Below are 12849 nucleotides of genomic sequence, written 5' to 3'. Positions count from 1 at the left end.
TCCCGGTTGACCTCCTTGATGGCCTCCCATCATTCCCGGTTGACCTCCTTGATGGCCTCCCATCATTCCCGGTTGACCTCCTTGATGGCCTCCCATCATTCCCGGTTGACCTCCTTGATGGCCTCCCATTCCCATAAAACCGTCACCAGATTCTGCTGACTCTTCTTCATATTGATGTTGCATCTGTTGTGGCTGAGCTGCTTGATATTGATGATAATCAGGATGGTGATGTGCATTAGGATTTACAGCCGGATCGGCATGGTACTGACCCTTCACTTCCGGTCCGTATGATCCAACTATTCCCTTGTTACAGCCGCAATCTTCTTCTTTTTTACCCGCATGATGTGTAAAATATTGCTGAGGGTAGGAAGATGGCGATTCAGAAGATGACTCATAAGCTTCTTGCATATAAGAACCTGCTACATGAGACTGTTGCGCCATTCCTCCATAAAAATGGTGTGGAACCGGTGCTGATGCTTGATATGGATAAAATTGCTGGGTATTTGGATTCATACTTGCTCCTTGGACATATCCTTGACCCATTGTATGCATGTCAGGAGATTCTCCCATTACGTCTGAACTTTCTTCCATCATTTGATAACCTTGAATAGCTGGAGCAGGCTGAAAGCCAGGAACACCTTGATAAGGGACTCCTTGCATCCCTTGCATAGGCATACAAGCCCAAGGGGGTGGCTGAATACAAAAACCACTTCCAGGCATGATTGGTGTTACGGGAATACACTCTTCGACAGGCTCACAAATTTCCTGAACAACTGGCTGCTCTTGGTAAACCTCCTTAACGGCTGGCTTTTTCTTTTTTGGTACCACTGCCTTTTCTTTTTTCTTTGGTAAAGGAGGTGGCGCTGGGGGCTTTTGCACACTCATATTAGTCATATTGACCATATAATAATTATTAATATCGATTTCCGGGACTATCGGAACGGGCACCGGTACTTCTTTTGGAACGACTATTTGTTTTTCTTTAATAATAGGTTTCGGCTGAACAATTTGCTGTTCTTTTTTAGGCTGCTGAATAATCTGCTTTTCTTTCACAGGCGGTTTCGGCATAATTTGCTGCTCTTTCTTTGGCACGTGCTGAACGTGAGTCGGTTTAATTTGAGTTTCTTTCATTCCTGATGGAATATTTGTGCTGGGTATAATCGTTTCTTTTTTTACAGCCCCAGATGTTCCAGGTATTTTAATTTTCATTCCCGGCATCATCATATCCGGGTTGCTTAATTGCGCGTTTACTTTTTTCAGTTCTTCAAAACTGACGCCGTATTTTTTGGCGAGCTTCCAAAGCGTATCGCCTTTTTGGACTATATGAATTTTCACGCTGTTAACCCCTCCTGTGCATATGTCCATATATACTATGATGTAGTGGTTAAATTGCTATTATTTTTATCATGAAACCTTATGCATGAAAAATGACTTTTATGATTGGATCACTGAATAAGGAACATGGATAGAACTTTTAAGAGAAGAAAAATTACGGTTCACATACTGAAAAAAGAATATCATTCATTTCGCGGTATCCTATTTTCAAGGAGCATTATCTTTGATTGATGTAGAAAAAATATAACTAGATGTGAAACCACTTCATGAATTCCTAGAAAAGGAATCGCTGTGGTTTTTTAATATTTGGAATTCTTCATGAATCTAAATGTCCTGCAAAGACTTCACTGTCTAAAGTGAAGGAAATTCGGGTATACGAAGTAAAAAACCTAAGGCTGTGTCTTCAGGTACATAAATTGCTTTCTAGGAGGAAAAATAGTGAAATGGTAGGGAAGACAGGGTAGCTCAAACGTTGAGGACAAAAGAGGGATGAGCTGCAAAAGTTTAGCTGGAATTGGAGGCGGGGTTGAATTAGTTATCGTCCTTCTTGTTGCGCTCCTTGGAGGTAATCCGAGTGAATTACTAAGCAGTTTGAATTCCACTGATTCAGGCAACGGTAGCATTTATGTGGAGGATGGCAGGTGCTTCCGTAGGTCCATTTTATTGTCAGGTGATACGAAACTATATTGATCTTAAATCCGGGAACATGAATGAAGGCGATACCTTTATAGTATTCTTTAGGTGCTCTTTAAAGATTGCCATTTTTCTATTATTGTAGATACTAAATAGGGGGCTCTGATGAACCCCCTATTTAGTATTTATCCAAATGCCAGAAGATACTATTCATAATGGTCAGTAGGTGTTTTTAAGACTATGAAAAAACAAAATATCTATTCAAACACGTTCAAGCATTCGGTTCAAAGCTAGAATGGCGTCATCCGTTATCTTCTTTTCTACTTTTATCGGATTAATGATTTTGCCTTCTGCTATTGATTCAAGCGCCCAAAGCAGATGTGGCAGATCAATTCGGTTCATAGTAAGGCATGGACACATATTCGGGTTTAAAGAGATGATATTTTTGTCAGGATTATTTGCGATAAGACGCTTGACAAGGTTCATTTCCGTGCCAATTGCCCAGGAACTTCCTGATTTTGCTTTTTCAATCATGTTAATGATAAAGGATGTCGAGCCATTATAGTCTGATAAAGCGACTACTTCACGGCGGCATTCTGGATGAACAATTATATTCATTTCCGGTTGCTCAGCCCTAAGCGTTTCAATATTCGCTGTTGTAAAGTTTTCATGAACAGAGCAATGCCCTTTCCAAAGAAGCACCTTCAAGTCTTCCAGCTCCCCTTCATAAATTAATTCATCATTATGGGGGTCCCAAACAGCCATCTGCTTCAACGGGATTCCAAGGTCATAGGCTGTATTCCTCCCAAGATGCTGATCCGGAAGGAAAAGAATTCGTTCTTTTTGCGAGAGGGCCCAAGAGACCATTCCCTGTGCGTTTGAAGATGTTACCGTCGCACCGTCGTTTTTTCCGACAAAAGCCTTGATGGCCGCTGTTGAATTGACATATGTTAGCGGAATAATCGTATCACCAAACATGGACTGCAGCTTTGTCCAAGCACGTTCTGTTTGGTCAATATCCGCCATATCTGCCATCGAACAGCCTGCACGCATGTCAGGAAGGATAACTGTCTGTTCATCTGTAGTCAAAATATCTGCTGTTTCAGCCATAAAATGCACGCCACAAAACACGATATACTCCGCTTCACGATTTTGCGCAGAAAGTTGAGCTAGCTGAAGTGAATCACCAGTTACATCCGAAAATTGAATGACTTCCTCACGTTGATAGTGATGACCTGGAATATACAAACGGCTCCCAAGTTGCTGTTTAATCTTACGGACTCGCCTCTCCATTTCCTCCTTTGTCATCGCTTTATATGTTTCAGGTAATACATTCCCTGCTGTTTTGGCCATCTCCAGTATGTTCATTTAATTTTCCCCTCGCGTTCCGCAACCTTTGCACTAATATCAAGTGCCCTAACACTGTGCGTTAAACTTCCCAACGATATATAATCAACCCCTGTTTCCCGATATAAAGATAAATTAGTCAAGTTAATGCCACCGGAAGCTTCAGTGATGATATGTTCAGGCACCAATTTGATCAGATGTTTAATTTCTTCAGGACTTCGGTTATCGAACATAATAATATCGGCACCTGCTTCAACTGCTTCTTGGACTTGGTCCGCTGATTCCGTTTCCACTTCGACTTTCGTGGTATGTCCCAGCTTAGCTTTGACCATTTGTACTGCCTTCGTGATAGAACCGGCAAAAGAAATATGGTTGTCCTTAATCATGACGGCATCATACAAGCCATATCGGTGATTGAAGGCCCCACCAGAACGGACCGCATATTTTTCAAGCATCCGCAGACCTGGTGTAGTTTTCCTTGTATCACAGGCTCTTGTCTTCGTTCCAGCTAAAATCATGGTTGCTTTATGCGCCTGTGTTGCAATAGCGGACATGCGTTGCACTAAATTCAAAACCACCCTTTCCCCTTTTAGAAGCGAAGCCATATTGCCGGTTATTCTTGCAAGCTGTTGGCCTGTTTCAAACACTTCCCCATCTTGAACAAACAGTTCAACCTGTATTCGGTAATCCAGTAGCGCAAATCCCGTGTTGATGACAGCACTCCCACTAAAGACGCCATCTTCTTTTGCAATGAACGTCAAAGTACCCTGTTCATCTTGATTAAAAATCGTATCACTCGTTACATCGGATTCACCTATATCTTCTATCAAAAATTGTTGCAGCATCTGCTTAAGCTTCAATGTGTTCATATAGTCTTCTCCCTTTTACTCGGTTTTTCACATCCGTGCAAGCAAGGATAACAGAGTTTTTCAGCCATAAGGAGTCATCTTCGCTTGGATAGTCACTTCGAAAATGACCGCCCCTGCTTTCCGTTCTAGTCAAAGCGGATTCAGCAATCAGCCACGCTACGAGTATGGCATTGATTTTTGTAATTTCGTTTATTGATAATACAGTAACTTCCATGTGCAGCAATTTTTCTATATCAAAAGATTCAAGATAGTCCTTTAAGCGAGTTAAACCCGCTTCATCTCGAACGATTCCTGCTTCGCTCATTAACATTTCCTGCACTGTAGCCAAATCAGGTATTGTGGATAAAATGGTGTAACATTTGGAATGCTCTTTTTCTAACGGTATGGTTCTTGAGGGCATGTGGGCAAGCAAATGACCAAGCGTATTTCCAAAAACAAGCCCTTCTAGAAGTGAATTGCTTGCCAAACGGTTTGCTCCATGAACGCCAGTACAAGCTACTTCACCAACTGCATATAAAGAGTCGACAGAAGTTCGTCCCCATTGATCCACTTCAACTCCACCCATTAAAAAATGGTTTCCAGGTGCAACCGGGATTTTTCCGAATTCAAGGTCGAGACCGCTTTTTTCGCATAATGAAGTCACCGTTGGAAAACGCTTTTTAAAATCCTCAATCATCGAAATATCCAAAAATACCTTTTCACCGCGCTGCAAATAAGAAAAAATCGTCTGTGCCACAATATGTCTTGGTGCAAGGTCCTTCATCCTGTGGACATCTTCCATGATTGGCTTGCCCATTTCATTCACTAATTGCGCACCCTCACCGCGGACCGCTTCTGAAACGAGCCCCTCTGCTTTACCATTAATAAAAAGAAGAGTCGGGTGAAACTGAATAAATTCCATATCACGCACTCGTGCCCCAGCTTTGAAGGCAAGTGCGATTCCATCACCTGAAACAGTCTGTGAATTCGAAGTAAATCTGTATAGAGAACCGCAGCCACCTGTTGCCAAGACAGTTTGTTCTGCATAGTAAGATACAAATCCGCCTTCCTTCTTCAGCGTTTTGACACCAATGCAAGAACCATCTTTTCCTATAATCAATTCCACCGCCGCAGTATCCTCAGAGACCCGTATCGCTGATTTTTTCAAGTCATCTATTAGATGCTCCATGATGTACTTACCTGTAGCATCTCCATGACTATGAATGATTCTTCTTCGGCTGTGCGCACCCTCCATGCCCAGCAAAAGTCCGCCATCTTGATCGCGGTCGAATTGCATACCGGAATGGATGAGTTCAGATATCACCAAAGGGGCCTCTTCTACTAATTTTTCGACTGCATGTAATTCGTTATATTTCTGACCAGCCGCCAACGTATCTTTCTTATGTAAAGATACCTCGTCCTGTTCAGATATTGCTACAGCAATGCCGCCTTGCGCTAAATAGGAATTACTGTGACGTATCTTTGATTTTGTGATGAGTATCACATGCTTATGTTTGCTAACTTCTAATGCAGTTTTCAAGGCAGCTATTCCGCTTCCTATCACTATGACTTCCGTTCTTTCCATTATTTCATTCCTCCTGTTTATGACAGGTGTCTTGACAACTATATTTACATATTATTAAACTATTATCAAGAGTTTTTTAAGTTTAGAGGATGGAAGTGATTTTTTGATTTATTTAGATTATGCGGCCTCGACACCGATGGATAATGAAGCACTTGATGTCTTTGTTGAAGCATCTCGGAGGTTCTTTGGCAATGCGAGCAGTTTGCATGATATCGGATCAGATGCGGCACGTTTATTGGATATGTCACGACAGCAATTAGCGGAAATACTAGACATAAAAAAGGAAGCGGTCGTCTTTACGAGCGGCGGTTCCGAAAGCAACATGATCGCAATAGATACATTCATCGCCTCAAAGCCTGCCTGGCAGAATCACCTAATTGTAAGTCAAACTGAACATGCATCCATAGCCAATTATGTCAGCAAACTTGCAAATAACGGCTTCGATGTTACGTATTTACGTCATTCGAAAGATGGTCGTATTGACATCGAACATCTACAAGATTGTCTTTCAGAGCGTACTTGCTTGGTGATTGTCCAACATGTAAATTCAGAAATCGGAGTCATTCAACCTATCGAACAAATAAGTAAAATCGTTCGCGAACATGATGCCTTTTTACATGTAGATTGTGTACAATCATTTGCTAAATTGCCGCTTGAGGAGATATCTGCCGTATGTGATGGTCTTGCTATTTCGAGCCATAAAGTTTATGGCCCAAAAGGCATTGGGGCCGTCATTTTCACGGGCATCCATCATCTAAAGCCCCCTATATCAAATATCACTCATGAACATGGTTTTCGTGCAGGGACTGTCAATGTTCCCGGTATAGCTTCCTTTGTTACGGCTGCAAAAAAATTAGAGAAAATCATGGAAGATGAACGAAACCGAATTTTTCAGATTCGGCTTCAATTGATTCGGCTTCTCGAGGAAAAAAAGATTGATTTTCAAGTTATCGAAGCGACAAACCAGCAATTGCCTCACATTCTGGCGTTGACATTTTCCGGATTGCAAGGACAGTACATCATGCTCGAATTAAATCAGCAGGGCTTTGCGGTATCCACGGGAAGCGCTTGCCAAATCGGCAAACAAAATCCGTCAAAAACAATGATGGCCATTGGAAAAAGTGAAGAAGAAGCCCGTCAATTCGTCCGGCTTTCTTTTGGAAAAAACACGACAGTGGACGATATTCGCAGCTTAGCAGACTGCCTGGCAGGAATAGGTACGATTCGATAAGATTCTCTATTCTGTGGTAAACTGTTTGTATATAACGAGGTGAATTATTATGGAAAAAAAGAAATTACTTGGGGAAGAAAGACGGACGAAACTCTTACATATATTGCAAACAACCGGGCAGCCAGTAACCGGTGGCGAGCTTTCACAAATAACGAATGTAAGCCGGCAGGTTATCGTCGGTGACATCACGCTCTTGAAAGCGCGAAATGAACCTATCATCGCTACTAGCCAAGGCTATATGTATTTACAAACAGGCAACACTCAAAAGCCAGAGCGGACCATTGCTTGCCAGCACGATCCTTCTCGTGCTCAAGAAGAGTTATTTTTACTCGTCGATATTGGCATTACGGTGAAAGATGTCAAAATTGAGCACCCGGTTTATGGTGACCTGACTGCTTCCATTATGGTCAGCAATCGTAAAGAAGTTCAGCAATTCCTTACTAAAGTAACCGCAACAAATGCTTCTTTTTTATCAGAACTAACAAGCGGTATTCATCTCCATACACTTAGCGCGTCTTCTGAAGAACTACTTGACGAAGCCGAGAACGCCTTGAAAAATGCCGGCATTTTAGTTGATTGAATAAACGAAAACATCCTCAAAAGTTATGCCTTTTGAGGATGTTTTTTTGAAAAAAACTTACTTAAATTTGATGGGCTTCCAGTGTATAAATTTGCACAAAAAAATGCCCCTGAGTAGACTTCTGGGGCACTTTTCTTATTAAGTATTTCCCTCATCAATGCACTGCGAATATTGTACCTTTTTCCTCTTGGGAAAACGAGGTTACAATCTTCTAACCTTGTGAGCCTAAACGGTTCAATTCCGCATCTGGGTCAGACTTTGAGGAAAGGAAACCTTAATCCTTTATATTCATAAGAAATCATCTTTGCGGTACACCATTTAGGACTTTAAAGCATGGATAGCTGCCCATGATTGAAACGGTACATCCAAGAGCCTCAAGCTCAGAAATCGCACCAGGGATGAGAACATCGTCAAGAGCCATTCCGACGTCGATAATGAAAAAGTAATTGCCTAATCCTGTTTTCATTGGACGTGATTCAATCTTAGAAAGGTTAAGTTTCCTCCAAGAGAAAGCAGAAAGGACTTGGTGCAGCTGCCCTGAATGATCGGCAGGAAGCTGAACCATAAGCGTCGTTTTCTTATCGCCTTCAGTTGTCAAATGCCCTTCAAAATTGACTTCGCTATTAGATACGACGATAAATTTTGTATGATTATGTTCATAATCATGAATATTTTGTTTTACAATCGTCAAACCATACTCCGCCGCAGCCATGTCATTTGCAATGGCAGCAATATTGATATCAGAATTATCCATCACCATTTTCGCAGCTGCCGCAGTGGACGTGACATATTCATACGGTATGCCCCTTAGTTCTTTATGTAGAAATTTGCGACATTGTGCGATGGCATGTGAATGCGAATAAACCATATCCGGTTTAAAACCAGGATATGCATGATCCGGATGCACCATATAATGTTGTTGAATCGGAATCGTTACTTCCCCTTTAATCGGTAATGTCACTTCATGGACTAAGTAATCCATCGTAATATTTACCGAACCCTCCAAAGCATTTTCGATTGGGACGAGGGCGTGATTCACTTCCCCGTCACGGACAGCATCAAGGCAATCTGGAATCGTGTTCAATGGTATTTTTATATCATTAGGAAATAGTCGCGATACAGCTAAATCCGTGAACGTTGCTTTCGGTCCAAGAAATGCTATTTTTGATGTCATATTATAATCCCCTTTTCACGGAAAATCTACTATTTATGTTATGTCATTTTCTGATTTTTTACAATAGTTAATCGACAAATGTCCCATGATAAAAAAAACAGCCTGTACATGTGAAATGTACAGGCTGTTTTTCATGCGCCGTTCCCAATTATTTCGACTTTTTCGACGAACTCCATTTTACGCAGTTTTGTAAGCAGATCATCAATATCCATCGTCATCCCACCCGTGTTTAGAGATAGAGTAACATTGGCTCGTCCCTGCAAGGGAATCGTTTGGTGGATGGTCATGATGTTGCAACCTGATGAGGCGACGAGCCGTAAGAGCTCCGATAGAGTACCAGAACGATCTTCGAGATAGAAGAACAGGGTAATCAGCTTTTCTTTAACAACTGTATGAAACGGAAAAACCGTGTCACGGTATTTGTAAAAGGCACTTCTACTTAAGTCCACTCGCTTTACAGCTTCCCAAACTGATTCTGCTTTTCCCCGTTCAATCATTTCTTTTGCATCCAGCGTTTTTTTCATCGCTTCGGGAAGGACATCCTCTCGAACGAGGAAAAATTTCTGATCGGCCTTATTCAAACTTAGCACGCCTCCTTTTGCCTGCCATCATGGGATCTAATCAATCAACGAATTCAAATTCATATTCAAGGATACGGACGATATCACCATTTGCCGCACCTGCTTGGCGAAGGCCTTCGTCGACTCCGAATGAACGAAGTTGTCTAGCGAAACGACGGATGGACTCTTCACGAGTGAAGTCAGTCATTTTGAATAGACGCTCGATCTTGAATCCAGAGACGGCAAAACTTCCATCCGATTCACGTACAATATCAAATTCATCTGACTGTGATGTATGTTTATAAAGAACACGGTGAATTCCAGTATTCTCTTCTTCATGATCAAGAGGGAACTCAGGTGTTTCTTCGATTTTATCAGCAATCGCATATAGTAGCTCACGTAACCCTTCACGTGTTACGGCAGAAATCGGGAAGACCGGGAAGTCTTCTTCAAGCTTTTCTTTGAATGCGGCTAAATTTTCTGCTGAATCCGGCATATCCATTTTACTTGCTACAATGATTTGCGGACGTTCAGTCAAGCGCAGGTTATACTCTTCAAGCTCTTTGTTGATTGTCAAGTAGTCTTCATAAGGATCTCTACCTTCAAGGCCTGACATATCAATTACATGAACAATTACCCTTGTTCTTTCAATATGGCGTAAGAATTGATGTCCAAGACCTACCCCTTCAGAAGCACCTTCAATCAGTCCAGGTAAATCAGCCATTACAAAGCTACGGTGATCTTCCGTTTCTACCATTCCAAGGTTTGGTACAATCGTTGTAAAATGGTATTCGGCAATTTTAGGTCTAGCTGCAGATACGACAGAAAGTAAAGTGGATTTTCCGACACTAGGAAAACCAACCAAACCTACATCAGCCAATAATTTCAATTCCATAATTATATCGCGCTCTTGGCCTGGTTCGCCGTTTTCCGCAATTTCTGGAGCAGGATTAGCTGGTGTCGCAAAACGAGAGTTTCCACGACCGCCGCGTCCACCTTTAGCGATAACGGCACGCTGTCCGTGTTCTACTAAATCAGCAATAACTTCCTTGGTTTTTTCATCAATTACAACTGTGCCTGGTGGAACTTTAATAATCATATCTTTGGCAGCAGCGCCATGCATGTTTTTGGACATGCCATGTTCTCCGCGCGGTGCCTTAAAGTGGCGCTGATAACGGAAATCCATTAACGTACGCAGGCCTTCTTCTACTTCAAAAACGACGTTCGCTCCATTACCACCGTCTCCGCCGGCAGGTCCGCCCTTTGGTATGAATTTCTCACGACGATAAGCAACTATCCCGTTACCACCGTCTCCGCCTTTTATATAGACTTTCGTTTGATCGACAAACATGCTATCACTTCCTTGTTTTCTGCAAGTCATTTCTTGCTGTATACTTCTCTAAAACTTAATATCCATCTTAAAAAATAATTCATCTTCATTACATTCGCAAATATCAATTGATTGCTCTGCAGTTAACGACTTTTCTAAAAATCCCACCACAGCGGCTTGATTGATAAATCTGCCTTGCAAATGAAATGAACAACGCATATCGCTTACCTCTTTTTTACACATAGAAACAGCTAGTATATTTTCAATGAATGGGTCTAGATTCTTTTCCAAAACTTTAAAGTAATCATTCGTCCAACGATACATCAGCTCGTCCAGCTCAGTAGAGCCTTCAAAAACATCAATAATTTCATATTCGCAATAAAATGACCCGTTATTCCAATTCGACGTCAACAACATCTCGCTGAACTTTGGCAAATTCAAACTGGAAAGGCGTGCTTCATTCTGGGTTTCAATAATGATTTCATCAATAATGCCTTTGACACGATCAATTCTGTTTAACTCCAGATTCCCTTTTATAATTTGAATTCTATTCAGCCAATCATGCCTGGTTTGACGTAGAGTTTCAATAGTCGTCCAATTTTTATCCATTATTAACACCTTCAATTATGATAAAGAAACTTTTTTCAGCTCTATCATGTTGAATACTTCCATTTGTACAGTATATCAAAAAAACAACAAACAGGAAATGAAGCTCGATTCACATGCCTTCACATGAAAGCCCCCGTCCAAAAAATACAGCCACACACCCTGAGTTCTTTGGACGATGGTAGAGCCATTTGAACTTATAAAGAGAATGGGCCTTATTTATGCACCAATTGGAGATATTATAGTTGAATTGGACTGTCTATTTGGCCTAACCAAATATGATGGATAAAGTAATCTTAGATTTCCCCCTGAAAGGTAAGAAAGCCCGCCTATTGGCGAGCCTTTTGTAAGTCAGAGGTTGTTTTTCTTATACTAATGACTAAAGTCTCCTGCAAAACGCTGGTTATTTATCGTTCCCATAGTATAAATAAAGGGCCGGACCCCTTCTTCACTATATAGCATACCATTATTAAAAATGACGCGATATATAGTGTCTTGTAGAAGGAATCAGACCCTTTTGAGTCAGCCTCTGTTCAAAGATGCCAATTATGCTTCTTGTGCAACTGGATATACGCTTACTTTTTTACGGTCACGTCCGAAACGTTCGAATTTAACAACACCGTCTACTTTAGCGTATAGAGTATCGTCTCCACCACGGCCTACGTTCTCACCTGGATAGATTTTTGTTCCGCGTTGACGGTAAAGGATAGAACCACCAGAAACGAATTGACCATCTGCACGTTTAGCGCCAAGACGCTTAGAGATTGAGTCACGTCCGTTCTTTGTAGAACCTACTCCTTTTTTCGAAGCGAAGAACTGAAGATTTAATCTTAACATTTGTTCCACCTCCTATTGGTTGAGGATAATTTTCATGTATTTACCATAATCACGTTCGATAGTTTGCAGCGATATGAGCATACTGTTCAAGAGCAGCTGCACCTTTTCTTCGGATTCCGGTGAAAGATTCCCCGGAATGACGCAGCGAAGATAGCCGCCTTCTCTCCCTTGCTCAATCTCAGGTTCTACATCCGTTAAGGACATAATCGCATTGACTGACCCGAAGGAAACAGCCGATACACCTGCACAAACGATATCTGAACCTTTTTTAGCAAAATTAGCATGTCCGCTTAAGGTGAACGAAGTAATCCGTTCCTGCGGAGCATCAAAGACAACTTTAATCATCTAGAATCAGCCCTTACGCGTTGATTGCTTCGATAACAACTTTTGTGTATGGTTGACGATGACCTTGTTTTTTACGATTGTTTTTCTTCGCTTTGTATTTGAAAACAGTGATTTTCTTTTGCTTACCTTGTTTCTCGACAGTACCTGTTACAGTAGCGCCTTCCACTAGTGGAGCACCGACTTTCACGTCTTCGCCACCTACGAATAAAACTTTGTCAAATGTAACAGTTTCGCCTGCTTCTGCGTTTAATTTTTCAATGTAAACCGCTTCGCCAGCTGCTACTTTAATTTGTTTACCGCCAGTTTCGATAATTGCGTACATACTTGCACCTCCTTAAATGTCTCAGACTCGCCAATCACAGGCGTCCTGTCAAAAAGACAAAAGCTTAAGACCTGTTGTTGAGCGGTTGTAGCACGGGTGCTACAAACATAACATTA

General features: G+C 41.5%; 14 protein-coding genes and 1 other annotated feature. Of the genes, 3 read left to right on the top strand and 11 right to left on the bottom strand.

Going from position 1 to position 12849, the window contains the following annotated elements:
• The coding region (gene safA, locus ACQKMR_RS16740) for a SafA/ExsA family spore coat assembly protein (RefSeq protein WP_427698303.1) at nt 1-1335 on the bottom strand (1335 nt) is incomplete at its 3' end.
• Between the two features lie 489 nt (nt 1336-1824).
• On the opposite strand from safA, the gene ACQKMR_RS16735 reads away from it, so the two are divergent.
• Entirely contained in the window at nt 1825-2025 is a 201-nt protein-coding gene (locus ACQKMR_RS16735) for a hypothetical protein (protein WP_427698302.1), read from the top strand.
• Between the two features lie 204 nt (nt 2026-2229).
• Here the strand turns inward: ACQKMR_RS16735 and nadA are convergent, their stop codons facing one another.
• The 3 genes from nadA to nadB are packed head-to-tail and all read right to left on the bottom strand — an operon-like array spanning nt 2230 to nt 5748.
• Nucleotides 2230-3336 carry a quinolinate synthase NadA gene (gene nadA / locus ACQKMR_RS16730; protein WP_427698301.1) on the bottom strand — a complete coding sequence of 369 codons (1107 nt, stop codon included), beginning with the start codon at nt 3334-3336 and terminating at the stop codon, nt 2230-2232.
• Nucleotides 3333-4184, bottom strand: coding sequence for a carboxylating nicotinate-nucleotide diphosphorylase (gene nadC, locus ACQKMR_RS16725; protein ID WP_427698300.1), 852 nt, complete (start codon nt 4182-4184; stop codon nt 3333-3335). The genes nadA and nadC overlap by 4 nt, the downstream gene beginning before the upstream one ends.
• Nucleotides 4165-5748 carry an L-aspartate oxidase gene (nadB, locus tag ACQKMR_RS16720; RefSeq protein ID WP_427698299.1) on the bottom strand — a complete coding sequence of 528 codons (1584 nt, stop codon included), beginning with the start codon at nt 5746-5748 and terminating at the stop codon, nt 4165-4167. The genes nadC and nadB overlap by 20 nt, the downstream gene beginning before the upstream one ends.
• Before the next feature lie 103 nt (nt 5749-5851).
• Here nadB and ACQKMR_RS16715 point away from each other — a divergent pair, with 103 nt between their 5' ends.
• Both ACQKMR_RS16715 and ACQKMR_RS16710 read left to right on the top strand, forming a co-directional pair.
• Complete coding sequence (locus ACQKMR_RS16715) at nt 5852-6979, top strand: IscS subfamily cysteine desulfurase (RefSeq protein WP_427698298.1); 1128 nt, start codon at nt 5852-5854, stop codon at nt 6977-6979.
• A gap of 46 nt (nt 6980-7025) precedes the next feature.
• On the top strand, nt 7026-7559 hold the full coding sequence (locus ACQKMR_RS16710; protein ID WP_427698338.1) for a transcription repressor NadR: 534 nt from the start codon (nt 7026-7028) through the stop codon (nt 7557-7559).
• A 298-nt stretch (nt 7560-7857) separates the two neighbouring features.
• On the opposite strand, the gene pheA is transcribed toward ACQKMR_RS16710, so the two are convergent.
• The 7 genes from pheA to rplU form a co-directional block, all read right to left on the bottom strand.
• A complete protein-coding gene (gene pheA, locus ACQKMR_RS16705) occupies nt 7858-8733 on the bottom strand; it encodes a prephenate dehydratase (RefSeq protein ID WP_427698297.1) in 876 nt (291 codons plus the stop codon).
• 131 nt (nt 8734-8864) lie between these two features.
• Nucleotides 8865-9314: an ACT domain-containing protein gene (locus ACQKMR_RS16700; RefSeq protein WP_098370079.1), complete on the bottom strand. Its 450-nt coding sequence runs from the start codon at nt 9312-9314 to the stop codon at nt 8865-8867.
• 40 nt (nt 9315-9354) lie between these two features.
• Nucleotides 9355-10644, bottom strand: coding sequence for a GTPase ObgE (gene obgE / locus ACQKMR_RS16695; RefSeq protein ID WP_427698296.1), 1290 nt, complete (start codon nt 10642-10644; stop codon nt 9355-9357).
• A 48-nt stretch (nt 10645-10692) separates the two neighbouring features.
• Nucleotides 10693-11232, bottom strand: coding sequence for a Spo0B domain-containing protein (locus ACQKMR_RS16690; protein ID WP_427698295.1), 540 nt, complete (start codon nt 11230-11232; stop codon nt 10693-10695).
• Nucleotides 11233-11775: 543 nt separating this feature from the next.
• The gene (gene rpmA / locus ACQKMR_RS16685; protein ID WP_061143474.1) at nt 11776-12066 is read right to left on the bottom strand and encodes a 50S ribosomal protein L27; all 291 of its coding nucleotides are present in this window, start codon (nt 12064-12066) and stop codon (nt 11776-11778) included.
• A gap of 12 nt (nt 12067-12078) precedes the next feature.
• The gene (locus tag ACQKMR_RS16680; RefSeq protein ID WP_053347153.1) at nt 12079-12411 is read right to left on the bottom strand and encodes a ribosomal-processing cysteine protease Prp; all 333 of its coding nucleotides are present in this window, start codon (nt 12409-12411) and stop codon (nt 12079-12081) included.
• 13 nt (nt 12412-12424) lie between these two features.
• Entirely contained in the window at nt 12425-12733 is a 309-nt protein-coding gene (rplU, locus tag ACQKMR_RS16675) for a 50S ribosomal protein L21 (protein WP_034308849.1), read from the bottom strand.
• 13 nt (nt 12734-12746) lie between these two features.
• Nucleotides 12747-12830, bottom strand: a sequence feature (ribosomal protein L21 leader region).
• Between the last annotated feature and the right edge of the window lie 19 nt (nt 12831-12849).

The organism is Peribacillus sp. NPDC096540, assembly GCF_050278525.1.
Lineage (GTDB): Bacteria > Bacillota > Bacilli > Bacillales > DSM-1321 > Peribacillus.
This window is presented reverse-complemented; position numbering and strand designations above follow the sequence as displayed.

Excerpts from the sequence above, each read along its gene's own strand:
- ACQKMR_RS16735 (WP_427698302.1), top strand. The coding sequence starts at position 1,825 with ATGAGCTGCAAAAGTTTAGCTGGAATTGGAGGCGGGGTTGAATTAGTT.
- nadA (WP_427698301.1), bottom strand. The coding sequence starts at position 3,336 with ATGAACATACTGGAGATGGCCAAAACAGCAGGGAATGTATTACCTGAA.
- nadC (WP_427698300.1), bottom strand. The coding sequence starts at position 4,184 with ATGAACACATTGAAGCTTAAGCAGATGCTGCAACAATTTTTGATAGAA.
- nadB (WP_427698299.1), bottom strand. The coding sequence starts at position 5,748 with ATGGAAAGAACGGAAGTCATAGTGATAGGAAGCGGAATAGCTGCCTTG.
- pheA (WP_427698297.1), bottom strand. The coding sequence starts at position 8,733 with ATGACATCAAAAATAGCATTTCTTGGACCGAAAGCAACGTTCACGGAT.
- obgE (WP_427698296.1), bottom strand. The coding sequence starts at position 10,644 with ATGTTTGTCGATCAAACGAAAGTCTATATAAAAGGCGGAGACGGTGGT.
- ACQKMR_RS16690 (WP_427698295.1), bottom strand. The coding sequence starts at position 11,232 with ATGGATAAAAATTGGACGACTATTGAAACTCTACGTCAAACCAGGCAT.
- rpmA (WP_061143474.1), bottom strand. The coding sequence starts at position 12,066 with ATGTTAAGATTAAATCTTCAGTTCTTCGCTTCGAAAAAAGGAGTAGGT.
- ACQKMR_RS16680 (WP_053347153.1), bottom strand. The coding sequence starts at position 12,411 with ATGATTAAAGTTGTCTTTGATGCTCCGCAGGAACGGATTACTTCGTTC.
- rplU (WP_034308849.1), bottom strand. The coding sequence starts at position 12,733 with ATGTACGCAATTATCGAAACTGGCGGTAAACAAATTAAAGTAGCAGCT.